Origin of the sequence: Streptomyces sp. SCUT-3 (genome assembly GCF_014083985.1) — a bacterium.
Classification (GTDB): domain Bacteria; phylum Actinomycetota; class Actinomycetes; order Streptomycetales; family Streptomycetaceae; genus Streptomyces_H; species Streptomyces_H thermolineatus.
The window spans coordinates 5,452,775-5,471,775 of sequence record NZ_CP046907.1 but is presented as its reverse complement, the minus strand read 5'-3'; the positions used below and the strand labels follow the sequence as shown (position 1 = coordinate 5,471,775).

Genomic DNA, 19,001 nt, shown 5'->3' with positions numbered 1-19,001 from the left:
CCCGGGGAGGATCAGCCGGCATCGGCGTCCTCGGTGAGAGCGGCCCAGAACGCGGCCTCGTACGCATGGGCCGTGCGGGCGGTCCGCAGGGCGTCCGCCGGGTCGTCGCCCCCGGAGAGCCCCTCCTTCAGCGTCTCCACCGCCAGGTCCAGGAGCTCCTGCGGTGTGTCGGCGAAGAAGAGGAAGTGCTCGACCGACTCCTCGCCGAACCCGTACCGGGATCTCAGCGCACCGGCCACGCGGGCGTACTGACGCCCCGATCCCTCGGCGTTGGCCAGCAGCGCGAGGGCCGTGTCGCTGCGCGTGCCGCGGAGCGCGGTCTGCGCCAGGTACGCCGGGTAGGCCTGCGCGAACGGCCTCGGCTCGTGGGACGCCAACTGCTGCTCGTCCATGCCGAGTGCCGCCGCGAAACCGAGGAGCAGCCGAAGCGCCTGCGCCTCCCCCTGCGCCATGGTGAGGAAGAGGTCACCGGCCGGCGGGGACGGGAATCGGGAGGCGAGCAGGGCGAAGCTGCTCAGATCACTGCGCACGAGACGGTAGAGCTCCCTGGCCAGCACGCCGAGCGTCTCCCGGGAAAGTTCTCCCGCCTCCAGCAGATCGACGAACCGATTGCCTGCCGGCAGCTCGGCCAGCTCCTGCTGCGCCGACCTGATCAGGTCCGCGATGTCGTCGTCCTTCACAGGACCCTCCTGGTCTCGGCCGGGTTCGGGGCTTTGCCTGCCGGAACACGGCGGCGCAGATTCGGGCCGGTCGCCGGCCCCGGCTTCGGTTCGGCGACCCAGGGGCCCTCGGCGCAAGCGTCGACGATGCCCTCCTCCAACCACGTGAAGCGGTCGTCGAGCACCTGGCGGGCGAGGGCTCGATCACCCGCGTCCGTGTTGGCCGTGAGTCGTTCGAACATCTCCTCGACCCGAATCCGTGCCTGGGAGCAGAAGGCGTCGGCAAGCCGGACCGGTGCGTCGCCGTGGTCCCTCAGGGCCTCGGCGTGGGCACACGTGACGCTCATCGCGTACAGCTCGGCCCCGATGTCGACGATCCGGCCCAGACGGCGCTGGCAGTCGCCGAGCTCGGTGTCCGGCCGGTCCGCGAACCCACCGGCCAGCCGGCCCAGTCTGCGCGCCGCCCGGGAGGCGAACCGCCGGTGTCCGGCCAGCGGGCCCGCCTCGTCGCCGCGGGCTGCTTCCGCACCGGGGCCGTCGCCCGCTGCCAACGCCCCGCCGCCTGCGCGGTGGCTCTCCACCACGGCCGAGGCGATGAACGTCCTCAGCGCCTCGGTGGAGCCGTCGAAGATCCGCCCGACCCTCAGGTCGCGGAGGAGCTGTTCCGCCGGAACGCCGCGCTCTCCCCGGGCCGCCGCCGACCGCGCCGTCTCGTATCCGCGCCCGCCGCGAATCTGCACGAGTTCGTCCGCCACGAGCCATGCCCGTTCCGACGCGAACAGTTTCGCCAGCTCGGCGTCCATGCGGGTGTCGTCGGTGCCCAGGTCCGCGAGGCGCCCTGAGGTCTCGACCATCGCTTCCAGCGCGAACGCCGTCGCGGCGATGAACGCCAGCTTTCCCGCGACCGCTTCCTGCTCGCCGATGGGCCGCCCCCACTGGACGCGGGCACCGGCCCACTGGCGGGCGACCCTCAGGCTCCACTTCGCCGCCGCGGCGCAGACGGCCGGCAGCGAGAGCCGCCCGGTGTCCTGCGCCGCGAGGGCGATGTCCAGCCCCGCTCCCTCGTCGCCGATCCGGTTCGCCCCGGGGACGACGACGTCGTGGAGGCGGACGACGCCGTTCTCCAGGCCGCGCAGTCCGAGGAAGGAGCTGCGGTGTTCCACCGTCACGCCCGGGGAGTCGGCCTCCACCACGAACACTGTCGTCCCGCCGGGTCCCGCGTTCGACGCCGGCACCACGGCCATCACCATGAGCAGGTCCGCGATGACGCCGTTGGTCACCCACAGCTTCACGCCGTTGAGCGTGTAGGTGCCGGTCTCCGGGTCGGGCACGGCCGTGGTGCGCATCCGGTAGGGGTCGTTCCCGACGTCCGGCTCGGTGAGCGCGAAGGCCGAGATCTCGCGCACGCACCGCGGAAGGAAGGCGCGCTTCTGCTCCTCGGTGCCGAACAGCGCGACCGGTTGGGGCAGCCCGATGGCCTGGTGGGCCGCGAGCAGTTCCCCCAGGGCCGAGTGGACGGTGGTGACGATCATCAGCGCCCGGAGGTAGCAGAGACCGGACAGGCCCAGCCCGCCGTACTCCCGGGGGATCTTGATGCAGAAGGCGCCGATGTCCTTCAGCCCTTCGACGACGTCGTCCGGAATGCGGTCCTCCCGCTCGACGAGGTCGCCGTCGACCCTCTTCTCGCAGAACTCCCTCAGGCGGCCGAGGAACCGCTCCTCCTCGTCGTCGAGGTGCCTCGGAACGCCGGCGAGCCGGTCGAGAAGGTCGGTGCGGAGCCGTCCGAGGAACAGCTCCGCACCGAAGCCCGGCGTCGTCACCGGGCCACCGCGGGGACGGCCTCGATGATGGACAGCGGGCCGGCGGCGCCGAGCCGTACGGACCGCACGGTGAAGCCCGTCCCGTCGAGCATGGCCCGGAACTCGCTCTCGGTCCGCTCCCGGCCGCCCGTGTTGACGAGCATGTTCAGGTCCGTGAAGAACATGATCGGCTGGTCCGTGGAAGCCGTCTCGGGGAGAACGGAACCCACGATCAGGAGGGTTGCGGATTCCGGCATCTGCGCGCGGCAGGAGCGCAGCAGCGCCAGGGAGTCCTCGTCCCCCCAGTCCTGGAAGACGCTCTTGATGATGTAGAGGTCGCCGTCCGAGGGGATGTCCCGGAAGAAGTCGCCCGACCGCGCCTCGCAGCGGTCCGCGACGCCCGCCTTCGCGAGGACGTCGGGGGCCTCCGCCACGCCGCTGGGACTGTCGAACACGATGCCCTGCAGGTGGGGCTGGGTCGGCAGGATCGCCGCCAGGAGGGTGCCGTCGCCCCCTCCGAGGTCCACCACCTTCTTGGCGCCGGAGAAGTCGTACCCGGCGGCGAGCTGTGCGGCCGCGATCCGCGACTCCTCGCTCATCGCCTCGTTGAACAGCCTGTTGGCGTCGCCCTGGTCGGCGACGTAGCTGTAGAAGTCCTTGCCGTACACGTGGTCGAACGCGCGTTCGCCGGTGGTGACCGCGTGGCCGAGGCCCTGCCACGCACGGAACAGGATGGGGTGGCAGAACATGCGGGAGAAGGCGCGCAGGGAGTCGGGCGAGTCGGAGCGCAGCTGGGCTCCGACGTCGGTCAACGCGAAGCGGCCCGGCTCGGGCTCGGTGGTGAGCCCGACCGCCGCCAGCGTACGCAGCAGGCGCCGCAGCGACGGCTCGTGCGTCCCGCTCTCCGCCGCCAGCTCGTCGCTGCCGCGCACCTCGTCCTTCATCAGGTCGGCTATGCCCAGTTCCGCCGCCACACCGATGGAGTGAGCGGTCATGTAGCCGCCGATGCGCTCGATCAGCGCGGCTCGCAGGCGCATCTTCTCGGCCGGGTTCTTCGCAACTGCAGTCATCGGGGTTCGTCCTCCGTGGTCGGTCGTCGAAGGGACCGGGTCCGGTCCGGGTCGGGGGTGTGCGCAGTGCCGGGTGGTTCAGGAGTCCTGGGGCCGGCCAGTGAGCGGGTGCCGGACCCAGACGTTGGGCTCGATGTAGACGGCGTGGTCGTGCTCGACGTCCGCCACGACCGGGTTCAGGGCCCCGGCCACCTCGACGGGGCCGCTGGTGTCGAACGGCAGCCCGGTCCATCCGCGCCACTGGTCGAGGCTGCCGGAGATGGTCATGGACACGGGACAGACCTTCAGCACCTGACCGCCCGCGCGTACGTGCACGCGCAGCCAGGGGTCCTGGGGCAGCCCGTCGGGGCGAACGCATTGGGCGTACTCGTCCATCGAGAGCTGCGGTTGGCTGTGCTTGAGGCTGGGGCGCACCGGCGCCACCATGTCCCCGTAGCCCATGCGCCGGCCGTGGTCCTTGAGGGCGTCCAGGGCGCGGCGGGACAGGTTCTGCGCCTTGCGGCCGGGGACCACCGCGATCTCCATGGCGCACAGGGTGTTGGGTTCGCGGCCGGAGTAGGTGTCGTCCATGCACCGGCGAAGTGCCTCGTCCCAGCCCGTGTCGGGCAGGCCGCCCGGGGTGCCGTCCCAGGTGAGCGGCACACTGGCCGCGCGGGCGACGACCGTGCCCCCGTCGTCGAACACCACGAGCTGGTGGTGTGCGTGCCGCTCGAAGACCCAGTGGACCAGGACCGGATCGGGGCGGATGTAGGCCGGCCAGGACGATTCCATCGTCAGCATCGCCGACGTGAGATCGGGCCGTTCGGCGAGGCTCGCGACGTGCAGTTCGGTGCCGACGGTACGGGTGGGCATGGCGGGTCTCCTGACGTGTTGTCGTTCCGCGTCACTGTCGGTCGGCAAGCCGGCGGGCGGGCCGGGGGCCGGTGCTCAGAGGTGACGACCCGCGCGGGGACCGGAGCAGTTCGAGGTACTCCGCCCGGGGGACGGGCGCGCCCCGAGCAACCGGGCGTGGTCGCCGTCGTGCTGCACGTCGACGGCCACACCGCCGGCCTCGGCGAAGCGCCGTGTCAGCTCGGCGACGGCGACCTTCCCCGCTCCGCTGCTCAGGGTGAACTGCGAGTCGGCGCTGAAGACCGCTCCGACCCGCACCCCGAAGGTGCCTCCGACGAGCCGGCCGTCGTCCCACACCTCCACACTGTGGGCGAATCCGCAGGTGTGGAGGCTGCACAGGCCGGCGATCAGCTCGTCGGTCAGCCATCTCTCGGAACGGCCTTCCCGGCAGAGGGAGACGACCCGCTCGAAGCAGACGTCGACGGTGGTCGTCCAGCCGGTCCGGCTGCGCAGCAGGCGGCGCAGGCTGCGCTGGACGCGGGCCCGGTCCACGAGGATGAGCGGCCGCGGGTCGGGGGAGCACCAGGCGACCGAGTAGGGATCCTTGGATCCGGCGAGCAGTTTCACCCGTCCGGCCGCCACGTCCGGCTCGTGGCCGATCTCGTTGAGGAACCGCTGCTCGACGGTGTCGGCGGGGAAGGGGTACAGCCCCTGCCGATAGGCACTGAGCAGGCTCTGCGGGCGGAGGTCGTCGCCGAAGGCCACAGGCCCCTCGGCGGGTGCGGTTGTCAGGTCCAGGGACTCCCAGGCCGACTTGGGCCGGGGCAGGCTTGCGATCAGCATGTCCGGCTCACAGGAAGTCGATGTCGGTCAGGTACCGGATGTAGCGGTCCAGCATCGCGCCGTCCACGGGGGGGATCTCGATGCCGCTGTCGCGCAGGGCCGCATCGACGTTGTCCCGGGTGAAGACCGGGAAGGTCGTCTCCAGGTACATCTCCGCGACGCTCATCGCACCCGTGGAGCACCGGTCGATGAACAGTGGCGCGAACGGGGTCATGTGGTGGTCCGGTTGCTCCACGGCGATCCTGACCACCTGGTCGAGCCATTCGCTCCAGGGCACGTCGCGGACGGTGTGACCGTGCGCCCGCAGGCGCTCGGCGAGAACCGCGACGTTGGCCTTGCCCGGGTTGGTGAGGTGGTAGACCTCGCCCGCCGGCAGCCGCCGTTTGGCGATGTGCGCGACCGCCGCTGCGAAACAGTCCACCGGCGTGTAGTCGAGGGGCAGTTCCGCGATCGGCGAGGTGCCCGTGTCCACGATGAACTTCTTCATCGCGCACATCTCCGTCGCCGTGTTCCAGGCCCCGGTCTCCTGGTCGCCCGAGATGTCGGCGGCCCGGTACACGGCTACGGGAAGCCCCTTCTCCGCGGCGTTCTGCAGCAGTGCCTCCGCGACCCACTTGCTCTCGACGTAGCCGACGGACAGGTGGTCGGCGTGGGCGGCGGGCGTGCGCTCGGTGACGTGCCGCACGCCCGCGGTCCCGAAACCGGAGATCACCGCCATCGTGGACGTGTAGTGCACAGGGGCGTTGCGGTACCTGGCGGCCATGCGGATGATCTCACGCGTGCCCTCGACGTTGGCCGCGCGCATGTGCGTGTAGGGGTAGATGAAGTTGACGAGGCCGCCGGGGTGGTGGATGACGTCGACCAGGCCGGCGAGCCGGTCGAACTCCTCTTCGGACAGGCCGAGTCGCGGCTCGGCAAGGTCGCCCGGGACGGCCGCGATCCGCCCGGATGCGCAGTGGTCGGCCAGATCGTCCTTGAAGTAGTGCCGCGCGTTCGCCCGGACGCGCTCCAGCGCGTGGCTCCGGCTGTCTGCCCGGACGAGACAGTGGACCGTCGCGTCGGTGGTCTCCAGCAGTTCGCGCAGCAGGTAGATCCCGAGGAAACCGGTGGCACCGGTGAGGAAGACGTGGGCCGGCTCCTGCCAGGAGGCGGGGTTGTCGACCGTGCGCCGGACGGGGACGTCCAGCACGGTCTCGGCGGCGAAGTCCACCGCCTTCGTGTCGTCGCCGGAGAGGGTCCCCGCCCTGGCCGACTCGACCGCGGCCGCGAAGCTGCGGAGCGTCGCCTCGTCGAGCAGCAGGCGGATCAACGGGCGGACCTGGGTGATCAGGATGCCGAGAGAGGCCCTGACCTTCGCGAGGAGCTGAGCCGCCAGGATCGAGTTCCCGCCGAGCTCGAAGAAGTTGTCGTCCGGCTCCACGTGGTCCAGGCCGAGCACCTGGCGCCAGATACCGGCCACGGCCCGTTCCACGAGGCCGGCGGTCCGGTCCGCGCCGTCCGGCGGGGCCGGGGACGCCGGTGCCGCCCCGGACCCCGGTTCGGGCAGGACGTCCAGATCGACCTTGCCGTTGGTCTTCAGCGGCATCTCGGCGAGTCGGACGAATGCCGACGGGAGCATGTAACCGGGCAGGCGGCCGGCGAGATGGGCTCGCAGTTCCCGCGGGCCGGGCGAGCCCGCGCCGGCCGGAGTCGTGACGTAGTACGCGGCGATCTCGATCTCGCCACGGCGGCTGTAGGCCTTCACCGCCGCGTCCGCGACCGCCCCGTGGGAGATGAGGGCCGCCTCGATCTCGTCCGGCTCGACGCGGAAGCCGCGCACCTTGATCTGCCGGTCGACGCGTCCCACGACCTCGAGGTTTCCGTCGCGTGTCCAGCCCCCGAGGTCTCCGGTGCGGTACATCCTCGTGCCGGGCCGCTCCGCGTGAGGATCCGGCAGGAACCGTGCACGGGTCTCGCTGTCCGACAGGTAACCTCGTGCGACACCGCGCCCGGAGATGTATATCTCACCGTGCAGTCCCGGCGGAACGGGACGCATGTCGTCGTCCAGGACATGGACGACCGTGTGCGGCAGCGGCCGGCCGACCGGAGCGGTGCCGCCCTCGGGCAGCACCTGCGGCGTGATCTCCATCGTGCAGGAGGTGATCGTCGTCTCGCTCAGTCCGTACGCGTTCACAAGCCGTGAGTCCGGCATCAGGCGCAGCGCGGTCCTGCAGTCGTCCGCGTGCACGGCGCTGCCGCCCACGATCGTCAGCCGGACGGGCAGCTCCCTCGGCGCGTCGGCGAGTTCGGCCAGGAAGGCACGCCAGTACGAGGGGGTGAGGTCCATGACGGTGACACGGCGCCCGACCAGCTCGCCGGACAGTTCGCCGGGGCCCACAAGCGATCGGGAAGCACCAGCGTGGCGCCGTTGAGCAGCGCGACGAGGATCTGCTCGACGGAGGTGTCGAAGGCAACGGCGGCGAACTGCAGCACCCGGTCCGTCGGGCCGATTCCGTAGCGCTCGTTGATCTCGCCGAGGAGGTAGGCGAGCGAAGCGTGCTCGACGCGCACTCCCTTGGGGGTTCCGGTGGATCCGGAGGTGTAGACGATGTACGCGCAGTCCGACCCGTCGACCGCCACGTCCGGGGGGCCGGCCGGACCCGTCGGGGACGATGCCGTGTCCGCGCCGGGGTCCAGGACCGGCAGGCCGCGTCCCCCGAAGCGCTCCGGGCCGCCGGAGCGGGTGAGAACGGCCGCGCAGTCCGTCTCCTCGACGAAGGCCGCAACACGGTGGTCTGGCACCGTCGGCTCGACCGGCAGGTACGCCGCACCCGCCTTGAACGCGGCGAGCACGGACACGATCAGATCCACGGACCGCTCCAGGTGGACCATGACCACCGAGCCCCGGCCGACGTCGTGCGCCCGCAGGCGGTGGGCCAGCCGGTCGGCACGATCGTCAAGTTCTGCGTAGGTGATCCGCACGTCGCCCTGCTCCACCGCGATCGCATTCGGCTGTGCGGCAGCACGGAGCGCGAAGCGCTCGTGGACTAACGTCTCGCCGTCGATTCCCATTGGTCCCCTCGGTTCAGGTGGCACGGGCATCTGGTCAGGCGTCAGCAGCCGAGCGGGTGGGGGCTGCTGCGCGGTTCTTGCGGGTGCACGAGCACGATCGGGCCGTCACACGGACCGGCACCGGTTCGACAATCGTTTCTGCGCCCGGCACGCCGCCGGCCGGTCGGTTCAAACGATCGACATCGTCGACATCCGGGGCTCTCCGAGCCCACCGATATCGATTGGCGAATTCGCACGATCGGGATTCCGGCCCCGTCCGCGTCGGCCGCCCAAAAGCCGGACGGTATTCGCCCCGGGGCGATCTCGTCCACCGATCGGGCACCCCACGGGATTTCACGGCGCCTCTCCGTCCGCTAGAGAAAACCCTGTCCGAGGAGTCTTGTCAACCGGTCCTCGTGTTCTTCTCCGGCGTGCGGCGACCGCCGCGCGAGTCTGCGCCCAGCCCGGTAAAAGGACGCGCAGGGGCACCTCTCCGGCCATTTTGCCAATCCCGGGCGACGACTCCCGAAGAGCCCGCAGGGAATGGGAAAGATGCACCCGGCGACCTGCCGGGGATTATTTTCGAGGCCTCTTCTCAGGGAAGCCCGAACGGTGGTCCGTTCCCGCCCGGAACGCACGCGCAGGGACGTCCGCGCTTTTCCGGAATCAGTTTCGCCGAATCGGGCAACACTGCCCGCGGCCTTTCGTGTCCGAGTTCCTCCGGGCAGGTCGGTCGAGGCCGACGCGCCTTCGGAGGAATGCGGCGGGAACGGGGGCGGTCGGGTGCTTCACCGACGCGGACGCCCTGATCCGCACGTCGAACCCGGCCCGGCCTCGTGCGGCCGCACGGCCGGCGGCCGCGGCCCGGGGGAGGACGGCGAGCCGGGCACCGCGGAGGAGCGACGCACGGCCCGGCCGCAGGACCGCCCGCGCCCGACTCCGGCACGGGGCGCTCCGGTGCGGCGTGCACGTGCGTGGCCGGACAGGTGACGTCCCGGCCGGCACGAGGGCACAGAAGGGAAATGAACAACGAAAGGAGGATTACCGTCGGCGCATTGCCGGGTTCAGCGCCCGGTTCTTCAAAGTGCGGGACCGGAGCCGTCGGCGGATTACTGCGCCAAGAGATTCCCGACACTTGCACCGCGGACAAACGGCGCCGAAAAAGAGGAGACCCGGGAGACGGCGCCCCCGTGGGTCTTCGCCGGAGAACCTCCCGCGCCGGTCCCTTGTTCCCGCCGTGCGCCGACGAGGCGTCGCGGCGGCCCTCGTCACACTTCAAGTCCGACATCGGAAACCCCCGCCTGTACGGCCGTCCGGAAATCAGTCAGGAAACCGTGCGCCACAATCGATCGAGCCCCGAGCAGGCAGGCACCTCGGAGCGCCGGCACCGCGGAACGCCCCCAGAGGCCCGAACACACGACCGCTCCAATTCACCCCTCACCTCCCGGACCCCGTCCGACCCGGGGAAACACCCACTCACTCGACGGGCAACCACGGTCGCACCCACAAGGGATCCGAGCATGCGGCATCGCTCGACCCTCGGCACGAACCCGAGCAACCATGCCACTTGTGAATCAGAACTATCAAGCTTTGCTTGGTAACGAGAAGGTAAAGAGGTCGACCACTGGGCCTTTGCGGCCGCCACCCCGCAAACGACTTGCAGAACGAAGTCCCTGAACTACAAATCGGGCATAGTATCCAGAACGGCCAATACTCAAAACAAACGCGTCATCGGAAAATGGAATAACCTCTCCTCGTCACGCCGCCGGCGTTCCTGCAAATTACTCGCAACTGCGGCTGCACTTCGGGAAGGCGCGTCGAGCCGCGTCCAGCCGCCGGTGACGTCGCCGCGCCGTCCCACCCGGCAAGAGTGGAGCACGTGCACCGTGCCCGGCCGACGACCGCCGAGCAGTCGCAGATTCCCACGAGCCTCGCCGTGGCGGCCGCCGCGGCCACGGCGGCCACGGCGAGGAGGTCCGGGAGCCGACTGCCGCCGCCTCGACCGTGGTGCTCAGGTCCCGGACCGCGATGTCCCCGCGGAGGACGACACGCACGACGACGCGGCCCGGCGGGCGCCCGGCGCGTTCCGGTCGCCCACCGGGCCCACCGGGCCCACCGGTCAGCCGACCCTGCGCCGCAGGGCGCCCAGGAGCCGCCGCAGGCCGGTGCGGGGCTGCTCGGTCCGCGGGACCTGCGCCGCGGCGTCCGCCTCCCGCGTGACCTCCCGGCCCTCCCCGCCGTGCGGGGCCGGGGCGAGTTCGTAGCGGACCACCAGGGCGCGCAGGCTGCGGACGGAGAGGGTGGCGCGCCACGGCAGCTCGTCCAGGGGCTCGACCGGCTCGAGCCGGGAGAAGCGGGCGAAGAGCCGCTCCAGCGCGATCGAGACGATGCTGCCGGCCAGGTCCCGGGCCGGGCACTGGTGCTGCCCCGCTCCCCACGCCAGGTGGGCGCGGGTGCTGTGGAGCGCGTCGGCCGCCAGCCGGCCGGCGAAGGCCGGGTCGCGGTGCGCGGCGACGACGCTGACCGCGACCGGGTCGCCCGCGGCGATCACGTACCGGCCCACGGGGACGTCCGAGGCGGCGAAGCGCAGCGGCAGCGCGCCGATCGGCGGGCAGGCGATGGCCGCGTGGTTGACGGCCTCGCCGGTCCGGCCGGAGGCCAGCGCGGCGCACGCGCCGGTGTTGCCCCGCAGGACCTCCAGGACCGTGTTGGCGATCAGGTTCCCGGTGGAGTCGGCGCCGACGGACAGCACCTGGTACAGCTCCACCGCCAGCTGCGCGGCGGGCAGCCCGGGGCTCGCCGCCAGGAGCCCGGAGACCAGGTCGTCGCCCGGCTCGGCCTTCTTGCGCTCGGCCAGCCGCTCCATGGCGGCGATCAGCCGCTCGGCCGCGGCGACCGTGTCGGTACTGCCGTCGAGCGCGCGCCACACGTCCATGAGGAGCTCGTCGTCCAGGTCGGCCGGGAAGCCGAACAGCCGGCCGACCACCATCACCGGCAGCGGCCGGGTGTACTGGGCGCACAGGTCCGCCGTCCCGGTGCCGTCGCCGCCCTCGGTCATCAGGTCGAGCAGTTCGTCGGCGATCCGGGCGACGGCCTCCCGCAGCGCCCGGGCCTGCGGGTGCGTCGGGTGCTGGAAGGGCCGCATCGCCCGGTCGAGCACGATGCTCGCCCGTCGGTGCTCCTCGCCGTCGTAGGACATCATGCTGCGCCGGGTGAGCCCGGTCGACAGCAGCGACCAGTCCCGTGGCACCCGCCCCTGGGTCATGGCGCGCCAGTGGGACATGTCCTTGCGCCAGGCGGTCTCGTCCTGCAGGACCTCCAGGCTCTCGCGGTAGTCCAGGACCATCCACAGCCGCACCCCCATCAGTTCGACCGGGGCCACCGGCCCGTGGGCCGCGCGCAGGCGCTCCAGGAAGGGGGCGGGGTCGGCCTCGAACTCCCTGCCCGTCCAGGGTTCCGGGACGAGCGTCTCCAGGTCGTCGGGCATCGGCGAAGTGGCCATGGTCTTCCCTTCGGCGGGCGGCGGCGCGGACCGCCGCGACGAGGCACGCCGTCAGGTGGGGCCCCGGGCTGACCGGGCATCCGGCGACCGGACGGGCAGGATCGTAGCCTGCGGCCGGACGCCTGCCCACGCCCCGGCCCGGCGCCGCTCCCGGGCGCCGCCTCCCCCGATTCCCAAGAGGGTCTCCCCGCAAGGAAGTTGAGAGGGGCCAGGCTCCGGCCCGCAATCAGCCGATACCGTCTGGCCGACACGTCCGCGCGGCCCGGAAGGGGACCGCGCGGCAGACGGAACCGGGAGAGCGTGTGATGGAGCGCCCCTCGTGGGCCCCTGCGGGGATCGACCTCTCCGTGCCGAGCGTGGCGCGGATCTACAACTACTACCTGGGCGGCTCGCACAACTTCGAGGTGGACCGGGAGGCCGCCCGCAGGGCCCTGGAGGCCGTGCCGGGCCTGCCGAAGATCATGCAGGCGAACCGCTCCTTCATGCGGCGCGCCGTGCGCTTCGCCGCCGGCGAGGGCGTCACGCAGTTCCTGGACGTCGGCTCCGGCATCCCCGACTTCGGCAACGTCCACGAGGTCGCCCGGGCCGCGACCGGACAGGCCCGCGTGGTGTACGTGGACAACGACCCGGTGGCCGTGGCCCACAGCCGCGCCGTGCTGGACGGCTGCGGGTACGCCGCGGTGGCGGCGGCCGACCTGCGCGAACCGCGGCAGATCCTGGACAGCCCGCAGGTCCGCGGGCTGCTGGACCTGGAGCGGCCCGTCGCCCTCCTGCTGGTCGCGGTGCTGCACTTCCTGACCGAGGCGGACGACCCCCACCGGGCGGTGGCCGAACTGCGCGACGCCCTCGCCCCGGGCAGCCTGCTGATCATGACCCACGCCTCGACCGAGGGCAGCCCGCTCTCGTCCGAGCAGGGCAGCCGGGTGGAAGGCGTCTACCGCGGGGCGAGCTCCCCGCTGGTGATGCGCTCCCGGGAGCAGGTGGAGCGGTTCTTCGACGGGTTCGAGCCGATCGAACCAGGGGTGGTTCCCCTGCCCCTCTGGCGTCCCGACAGCCCGCCCGAGCAGGAGGACCCCGTGGCCTTCACCGGCTTCGCCGGAGTCGGCCGCAAGCCCTGACGAACGGCCGCGGGCCCCGGCCGCCCGGCGGGCGGCCGGGAAGCCGGGCAGCCCTGCCGGGCGCCGTGGGGGCGACGGCGCCCGGCAGGGCGCGGCCGGTCCGATCCGGCGGCGGTGACCGGTGACCGGTTGCCGGTAACCGGCTGTCGGTCACCGGGAGGTGCCGAAGTCCTGGGTCCAGTAGTTGCCCGGCTGGGCCAGGCCGATGCCGATGTCCTTGTAGGAGCAGTTGAGGATGTTGCGCCGGTGCCCGTCGCTGGTCATCCAGCCGTCCATGACCTTCTCGGGGGTGCTGTAGCCGTAGGCGACGTTCTCCGCGGAGGCGCCCGCGGTGTAGCCGGCCCGCTTGATCCGCTCGGACGGGGAGGAGCCGTCGGAGCCGGTGTGGGACATGTTGCGGTGCGCGGCCATGTCCTCGCTGTGGGCCTGGGCCGCGGCCATGAGCTTGTCGTTCAGCGACAGCGGTGCGCAGCCGACCTTCCCCCGCTCGGCGTTGACCAGCTCCAGGACCCGCTTGACGGCGTCGGAGGCGGCGGGCGCGGCGGAGGTGCTCCCGCCCGTGGCGGAGGGGGCCGGCGCCGAGGTGCCCGGGGACGACGGCGCCTTGGTCCAGGAGTCCTTGGTCCAGGTCTTCCCGGAGGAGGGCGCCTCGGGAGCGGACGCGTCCTTGCCGGGGGACGCGGCGCCGGGGGCGGACGCGTCGGACGGTGCCTTCGGGGCGGGCGTGCCGGCCTTGGCCGACTCCTTCGCGACGGGCTCGGAACCGGGCTTCGACCAGGCCCCTCCGTAGCCGTCCTTGGCGTCGGCGGAGTCGTCGCGTCCGCCGTCGCGGTACGAGCCGCCGTCGCCCTTGCCGTCCCGCCAGTCGTGGGCGCGGTCCGCGCCGTGCGAGCGGTCCTTCTCCTCGCCCTGCCGGCTCCAGCTCTCCTGCCAGCTCCAGTCGTCGTTCCAGGCCCCGGACGCGAAGGCGACCGACGGCGTTCCCACGGCCATGGCGGCCGCGACCGTGACGGCTATCTTCCGGTGACGGGGGCTCTTGCGGTGCTTCGGCATGGATGACCTCATTCCGTGCTTCCGGCGGGCGGGTAGTGGGGGTGCCGCCGTGGGGGCGCCTTGCGAGCCCGGCCATTGTGAGAACGCCGGCGCACAACGGGCAAAGAGCGCAGTTACTAGGCGTCTTCGTACCGGGCAGGGGCCTTGCCAGACCCGTCGGGACATGCAGCGACCGCCACCCGTCGGACCCGGAGGGCGCCTGTCGCCGCGTCATAACGCCGCCCGGTTCCCCGACGAGGACGAGAGGCCGTCCGCCCACGGAGGAACAAAGAGCGACCCGGGGCGGAATTTCCCTTTTGGTACTCCTGGGTCCTTTTGCCGCCGCACGGCATCCACTAAGCCGCTTCGTGGACGGAGTCCCGCCTGTGACGGACATCACGTTTCGGGTCGGAAGTTGTTCCGCTTGTTGCGGTTTCGCGGTCGATCGACCGACGCGCGGTGCGCCCGGACCCGCGTCCTGCCCGCGCTGCGGGCAGCCGACCGCCACGAACCGCCGCCCCCGGTGGCTCCGTCGCCGCTCGGCCGGCACCTCGCTCCCGCGGCGGGTCGCCCCGGCTGGGCGGGGCGAGGACCCGGTCGACGGTTTACCACCGCGCTTGCCGCCCGTTTCTGCGGTTTGCCACCGCAGCCTTTCGCGGGCGTACCCCACACGGGCTATTTTCGCCCCCGCACAGAGCAAGACATTGCGCCACCCAGGGGTGCCTGCGAAAAGCACGGCGGCAAACCGCAGCCAGGTCACCCCCATGGCCCAACGGCCGACCTCACGGCCTTCTTCGCCCCCGCGGGCGGAAACCGTGGCCCCTCGCCGTGCCGCCGCCCTCCCGCCGTCCGCACCGACCGGACCGGTCGGCCTTCACGAAGGAGCACGCCCCGTGCAGACGAACGCACCGGACTCGCCCGCCGCGCTCGTCCGTTCGGCCGCCGAGAGCATCGCGGTCCGGTCGGCCGGGGAGAAGGGCCCTGCGGACGCGCTGCGCTCGGTCGTCCGCATGGTCGACAACGACGAGGCCGAACTGGCCGTGGACGACCTCGCGCGAGTGATCGAGTACTTCCGCATCCGCATCCTGCGGACGGAGTACGACCTGATCGTCGCGGCGGCCACGCGGCTCGACGCACTGGACTCACTCGCCGAAACGGGAGTCGACCGCTTCGTCGCCTACCGAGAACCCCCGGCGGAATGATCCCGGAGCGGTCCGGCCGCCGACGCCCCCGAAGCGCCGCTCCGGTCCGGTGGCCAGGAGAAACCCGTGGCCACCGGACCGGGGCGCATGCCAGGATCCGGCGCACGGAGCCCCGCAACGAGCAGACAGCAGGCGAAGTGCTGCATCAACGCGGCTGGCGCAAGGCGTTCACCTTTCAGGAGATGTTCGACGCGTGGGCCCGGCTCGTCGGCGATCTCGGCCGCTCGCTCCGCTCGGCGGGCGCCACCGCCTGACAGCGTTCGGGTTCGGGAGATCGACGACGGCGAGGGCCGGCGGCTACTGCGGGCGGTCCGCAGAGGCAGCGGTTCGGCGGTGATCCGGCGCCCTGCCCGGACGGTGGTGCCTTTGGTCGACCGCATCGCGATGAGAGCGCTCTCATGCGCCGGTCCGCGCTGCGGTCGACCAAAGGCACCGCCGCAACCACCGCTGCTCGCGCCGGGTTCGCCTCCCGATGGCCGAACAACTTGTCGCCGTAGCGCAGACACCGGGCGTCGGCATCGACGCAACCGTGGCAGTCCGGTACAGAAGGGGCCGCATTCCGGTCACCGCGGGGGCGCAAACCTGCGCCAACAGCACGCGCGCGGCCCGCCGGGCGGGGGTTCGCGGGCCGCGCCGCCACTGAGCGGTCGGTACTTGAACCACCCCTGCCCCTCGGGGAGTTCTTTGGTTGCAAGTATTGACCGCCCGCTGCCGCGAGCCTACGTTGTCGCCGTTCCTGAGAGCGCTCTCAGAGAGGCTGTTGATGAGACTACGCAGACGTCTCGCCCTACTCTCGGCGGCCGCCGTGGCCGCCACGGGCCTGGCGACGACCACCGGTGCCGGCGCCGCCCACGCCGCCACCGTCGACGTGGGCAAGGGGAGTTACAGCGACGTCCGCCCGGCGGGGAGGCAGGGGCCCTCCAACAACGGCGGACAGGCGGTCAAACCGAAGGTCACGCCCGCCATGGCGGACAAGCCGGTACCGACCAACGACTGGTGGTCCTCGCTGATCTTCCAGCGGTTCGCCGGCAACCCGTGGTCCGAGAACATGTACGGGCACCCCCTCACCTACAAGGCGGTGTCCGGCGGCCTGGAGGTCGGTTACCCGACCACCCACCAGATCGTGGGCGGCGGCCGCCAGTACGAGTTCCCGCACAAGGCCGACCTGACCCTCGGCCTCGCGGGCCTCAACTCCCCCGACGCCAAGGCGGACGGGTGGAGCGACTGGACCGTCACCCCCTACTGGAAGGACGACGCGCGCACCCTGCGGGCGACCGTCGGCCACGGCATGCCGTACGTGTACGCCGAGGGCACCGGCGGCGCGGCGGAGATCACCGCGGAGGCCCCGCCGACCGTCTTCGCCGACCGGGGCAACGTCCTCGGCGTCACCATCTCCGGCCACCACTACGCGCTGTTCGCCCCGAGCAGCAGCGACTGGACCGTCTCGGGCAACGACATCCGGGCCGACCTGGGCTCCAAGGACTACTTCTCCCTGGCGGTCCTGCCCTCCAAGGACGCGCTCGCCGACTACGAGAAGTACGCCTTCAGCTTCGTCACCGGGTCGAAGGTCGACTGGGAGTACCTGGAGGGCGACGGCAAGGTCAAGGCGACCTACTCGCTGACCACCGAGGCGAAGGAGGGCGACGAGACCGGCACCCTGCAGGCGCTCTACCGCCACCAGTGGCTGAACACCACCAGCGAACTCACCGACTACGGCTACGTCTCGCCGCGCGGTGAGATGAAGGTCCGCGAGGGCAAGTCCTTCACGACCGTCCAGGACGTCAACGGCGTCCTGCCGGGGCTGCCCGCCGCCCCGGGCGTCGACAAGGCCAAGCTCAAGGCGTACATCAACGACGTGCTGACGCAGGGCGACCCCCTGAGCGGCGCCGTCGACACCTACTGGACCGGCAAGGCCCTGGGCAAGCTGGCCCAGCTCGTGCCGATCGCCGACCAGATCGGCGAGACCGCCAACCGCGACAAGCTCCTCGCCCTGATCAAGGGACGCATGGAGGAGTGGTTCACCGTCGGCGGCCCGTCCGAGTTCTCCTACGACAAGGACTGGCGCACCCTCATCGGGTACCCGGCGTCGTACGGCAGCGACCAGGAGCTCAACGACCACCACTTCCACTACTCGTACTACGTGATGGCCGCGGCCATTGTGGCGCAGTACGACCCGCAGTGGGCCGCCGACTCCGAGTGGGGCGGCATGGTGAAGGAGCTGATCAAGGACGCCGCCAACCCGGCCCGGGACGACACCGAGTACCCGTTCCTGCGCGGCTTCGACGCCTACGCCGGCCACAGTTGGGCCGCCGGCCACGAGGCGTTCGCCGCCGGCAACAACCAGGAGTCGTCCTCGGAGTCGATCAACCTCAGCGCCGGCCTGATCATGTGGGGCTCGGCCACGGGCGACAAGGCGCTGCGCGACCAGGGCGTCTACATGATGACGACCGAGTCGGAGTCGATCGCGCAGTACTGGTTCGACGCCGACCAGCAGGTCTACCCCGAGGACTTCACCCACGACGTCGTGGGCATGGTCTGGAGCAGCGGCGGCGCCTACTCCACCTGGTGGACCGCCAACCCCGAGGAGATCCACGGCATCAACTTCCTCCCGGTGACCGGTGGTTCGCTGCACCTGGCCCGCGAGAAGGACATGCTCCGCCGCAGCATCACCGAGATGGAGAAGGAGAACGGCGGCCCGGCCGTCGAGTGGCGGGACGTCTTCTGGGAGGTCCAGGCGATGGCCGACCCGGCCAAGGCCATGGCGTTCTGGGACCAGTGGAACGGCGGCTACGTCCCCGAGGCCGGCGAGACCAAGGCCCACACCTACCACTGGGTGTCCACGATGAACTCCATCGGTGCGCCGGAGACGACCGTCACCGCCAACACGCCGTCGGCCGTGGTCTTCGAGAAGAACGGCACCAGGACGTACGCCGCGCACAACTACGGCGGCGAGGAGTGCTCGGTGAAGTTCTCCGACGGCGGCGTCCTGAACGTCCCGGCGAGGTCCACCGCGTCCGGAGCCGGTGACGACGCCCTCCTCGGCACGCTCTGCGGCTCCGGCGGCGGCACCGTCCCGCCGGACGACGACACGAAGCCCACCGCGCCCGGCACCCCGGTCGCGAGCGACGTCACCGACAGCTCGGTCACCCTGAAGTGGGCCGCCGCCGAGGACGACAAGGGCGTCAAGAACTACGACGTCCTCCGCGGCACCACGAAGGTCGCCACAGTCACCGGGACCTCGTACACCGACACCGGGCTGACCTCCGGCACCGAGTACACGTACAGCGTGAAGGCCCGCGACACCGCCAACCAGGTCGGTCCGGCCAGCGGCACCGTGACCGTCACCACCACCGGCGACGCTCCCCCGCCGTACGTCACGGGCGACACCTTCTACCCGCAGTCGGGCGGCACGCTCGCCACCGAGGCGGGCGCGACGTCCTCCTCCGACACCATCCAGTCGGCGGGCGGCACGAACAACGACGGCACGCCGAAGAACCCGGTCGTCTACGAGGTGAAGAACGTGAAGGGCTCCCTGAAGTCGGGGGCCGCCACGTCCTTCACCTTCAAGGTCGACGCCGGAACCTCCGTCGGCAACGCCCAGCAGGCCCGGGTGTCGTACGACCTGACCGGCGACGGCACGTTCGACCGCGTCGAGACGTTCCGCTACTTCGCCACCGACCCGGTCACCGGCTGGGAGGAGTACTCCTCGGCCCGGCAGGGGCTGCACTCCGCCTCGGGCACCCTGGGCGACCTGAACGGCGGGACCGTCCGCGTCGAGGTCTGGAGCGCCCTGGGCAACACCGCGTCCACCATCCAGGTGGGCTCGGGATCCGTGCTCACCATCCCGTTCGCCTGACCGGCGGCCCGGTGCCGTGCCGGCGGACACGCCACCGGGCGACACGGACACCGGGAACC

The 19,001-nt window shown here is 71.5% G+C and carries 11 protein-coding genes and 1 pseudogene; 3 read left to right on the top strand and 9 right to left on the bottom strand.

Features of this window, described 5'->3' with window-relative positions:
• Positions 1-11: 11 nt before the first annotated feature.
• The 8 genes and pseudogenes from GQS52_RS24120 to GQS52_RS24090 all read right to left on the bottom strand — a co-directional run bounded on the left by GQS52_RS24120 (position 12) and on the right by GQS52_RS24090 (position 11,734).
• A complete protein-coding gene (locus GQS52_RS24120) occupies positions 12-680 on the bottom strand; it encodes a transcriptional regulator (protein ID WP_182315497.1) in 669 nt (222 codons plus the stop codon).
• Positions 677-2,479: an acyl-CoA dehydrogenase family protein gene (locus GQS52_RS24115; RefSeq protein ID WP_182315495.1), complete on the bottom strand. Its 1,803-nt coding sequence runs from the start codon at positions 2,477-2,479 to the stop codon at positions 677-679. The genes GQS52_RS24120 and GQS52_RS24115 overlap by 4 nt, the downstream gene beginning before the upstream one ends.
• Positions 2,476-3,528, bottom strand: a complete 1,053-nt coding sequence (locus tag GQS52_RS24110) for a methyltransferase (protein ID WP_182315493.1) — start codon at positions 3,526-3,528, stop codon at positions 2,476-2,478. Before GQS52_RS24110 ends, GQS52_RS24115 begins: the two co-directional genes overlap by 4 nt.
• A 78-nt stretch (positions 3,529-3,606) precedes the next feature.
• Positions 3,607-4,380 carry an N-acetyltransferase gene (locus GQS52_RS24105; protein ID WP_182315491.1) on the bottom strand — a complete coding sequence of 258 codons (774 nt, stop codon included), beginning with the start codon at positions 4,378-4,380 and terminating at the stop codon, positions 3,607-3,609.
• 75 nt (positions 4,381-4,455) lie between these two features.
• Positions 4,456-5,202: a leucyl/phenylalanyl-tRNA--protein transferase gene (locus GQS52_RS24100; protein ID WP_182315489.1), complete on the bottom strand. Its 747-nt coding sequence runs from the start codon at positions 5,200-5,202 to the stop codon at positions 4,456-4,458.
• Between the two features lie 7 nt (positions 5,203-5,209).
• Entirely contained in the window at positions 5,210-6,787 is a 1,578-nt protein-coding gene (locus GQS52_RS24095) for a thioester reductase domain-containing protein (RefSeq protein WP_259371186.1), read from the bottom strand.
• Between the two features lie 36 nt (positions 6,788-6,823).
• Positions 6,824-8,253 (bottom strand): annotated as a pseudogene (locus GQS52_RS27995) (amino acid adenylation domain-containing protein); the annotation flags it as partial.
• A gap of 2,098 nt (positions 8,254-10,351) precedes the next feature.
• On the bottom strand, positions 10,352-11,734 hold the full coding sequence (locus GQS52_RS24090; RefSeq protein WP_182315487.1) for a cytochrome P450: 1,383 nt from the start codon (positions 11,732-11,734) through the stop codon (positions 10,352-10,354).
• A 305-nt stretch (positions 11,735-12,039) separates the two neighbouring features.
• On the opposite strand from GQS52_RS24090, the gene GQS52_RS24085 reads away from it, so the two are divergent.
• Positions 12,040-12,852, top strand: coding sequence for an SAM-dependent methyltransferase (locus GQS52_RS24085; protein WP_182315485.1), 813 nt, complete (start codon positions 12,040-12,042; stop codon positions 12,850-12,852).
• 150 nt (positions 12,853-13,002) lie between these two features.
• Here GQS52_RS24085 and GQS52_RS24080 read toward each other — a convergent pair whose 3' ends face one another.
• A complete protein-coding gene (locus GQS52_RS24080; RefSeq protein WP_182315483.1) occupies positions 13,003-13,905 on the bottom strand; it encodes a CAP domain-containing protein in 903 nt (300 codons plus the stop codon).
• An 872-nt stretch (positions 13,906-14,777) separates the two neighbouring features.
• On the opposite strand from GQS52_RS24080, the gene GQS52_RS24075 reads away from it, so the two are divergent.
• Positions 14,778-15,086: a hypothetical protein gene (locus GQS52_RS24075; RefSeq protein WP_182315481.1), complete on the top strand. Its 309-nt coding sequence runs from the start codon at positions 14,778-14,780 to the stop codon at positions 15,084-15,086.
• Positions 15,087-15,849: 763 nt separating this feature from the next.
• Complete coding sequence (locus GQS52_RS24070) at positions 15,850-18,942, top strand: glycosyl hydrolase (RefSeq protein WP_182315479.1); 3,093 nt, start codon at positions 15,850-15,852, stop codon at positions 18,940-18,942.
• Positions 18,943-19,001: the final 59 nt, after the last annotated feature.